Here is a 1,835-nt window from a genome sequence, read left to right on the forward strand (position 1 = left end):
TCCGACGATCGGCGCCAACGGCCGGGTGGCCACCCGGCCGTTGGCGTCCCTTACGGGACGACCACTTCATACAACATCGCTTATGCAAGGTGGCCTCGCGAAGCGAGGTCGGATGAGGGGTGTTCCAGGGAACACCCACCCCTCACTCCGCTGGAACACCCCTCATCCGTCTCGGCGCTATCGCGCCGATCCACCTTCTCCCACAAGGGGAGAAGGAGGAGGCACTACTCGATCCCGCCCGTCACAACATACGCGCCAGCAGCGCGCCCGTCCGGCGACTTCACGACGGCCGTGACGATCGAGCCATACGCCCCGCGCCACACACTGTGGAAACCTTGATGCGTCGCGGCGGGCACCACGATCCGACCGGTGTAGCGGTTGCCGCCGGCCCGCATGATCACCGGCTCGCCGTTGACGTCGGCTTTCACCTCTACTTCCGGCTCCGCCGGCTCGATCTCCAGGGCGATCGCGATCTCGTCGGTGTCACCGGCGTGGACCGTTTCGGCAGTCAGCTTCAGGGCAAACGGCGCGTCGCCAGCGCCCCTCCTCACCCCGCTGCCCGCCGCAAACACATCATCGGCAAGCGCGGGCGTGCGCGGCGGGGCGGTGCGGCGCTTGGTGGCGCGCTCATAGTCGCCAGCCATCGTCAGCAGCGCCGTGTCGTCATAGGCCTTGCCGGCGAAGGTGAGGCCGACCGGCATGCCGATATCGACCATGGTGCCCATCGGCACCGTCACCGTCGGGATGCCCAGATGCCGCCAAACGAGATTGCCGTTGGCGACCCAAGTGCCGTTGCGCCAGGCGAGCCGGGCGGAAGCCTCGTTCACGTCGGCATCGGCCGGCCCGACATCGGCCACCGCCGGCAGCACGACGGCATCGAGGCGGTTGGCATGGAGCCAGTCCTCGAAGTCGACGCGGCGCGTTGCCTCGAGGCCTTTCAGGCCTTCCCCGATGGTTGGGATATCTTCCAGTCGCGCCACGCCCCGCTTCGCCCGCTCGACATACTGCGCCAGATCGAAATCGGCCTCGCCGTAACGGTCGCGCAACGCGCCCGGCGGCTGCGGGAAGATCTTTGCGCCATCGACTGAAGCAAGATCGGGGATGGCCGGATCGGCGTTGGCGCGCAGGAAATCGTCCCACGACCAGATCGACAGATCCCAGATCTCGCGCTCAGCGAATTCCGGCGGCACAAGGCCACGATCGACCATGGAGCGCGCGCCCGGACGGTCGCGCTCGTAACTGGAGACGACGGGGAAATCGACCTCGACCACCTCCGCGCCGAGGGCTTGCAGGTCTCGCGCCGCCTGCCGCCAAAGCTCCAGCACCGAGGCGCGCGTCTCGATCGGCCTGTCGGCGCCTTCATCCTTGCCGATATACATTTTGGGCACGCCGAGCCGCTTGCCCTTGAGCGCGCCTTGCAGCCGAAGGGCGGTGTAGCTCGCCGGCCGCAGCGCCGAGGCTTTCGGGATCTCCACCCAGGGCTGCACGCGCCAGAAATCGCCGCGCGCCTCGGCGTCGTCGGCGACGACCACGTCGAGCAGTTCCAGCATGTCGGCGATGCTGCGCGTGTGCGGCACCACCACATCCATGGTCGGCACAAGGGGCCAGTTGCCGCGCACCGAGATCACGCCGCGCGAGGGCGTGTAGGCGGTGAGCGCATTGTTGGAAGCGGGAGCGCGCCCGGACGACCAGGTTTCCTCGCCAAGCCCGAAGGCGGCGAAGGACGCGGCGGTCGCGGTGCCAGAGCCGTTGGACGAGCCGGAGGCGAAGGCGGCGGTGAGGAAATCCTTGTTGTAGGGGCTCTCGGCGCGGCCATAGACGCCGCGCTGCATGCC

The 1,835-nt window shown here is 68.2% G+C and carries 1 protein-coding gene; it reads right to left on the reverse strand.

The features are described 5' to 3' along the window. Positions 1-224: 224 nt before the first annotated feature. Positions 225-1,835: amidase (locus EOA23_RS34350; protein ID WP_127307283.1), on the reverse strand; the 1,611-nt coding region annotated here is incomplete at its 5' end.

Origin of the sequence: Mesorhizobium sp. M2A.F.Ca.ET.042.01.1.1 (assembly GCF_003997405.1) — a bacterium.
GTDB lineage: Bacteria > Pseudomonadota > Alphaproteobacteria > Rhizobiales > Rhizobiaceae > Mesorhizobium.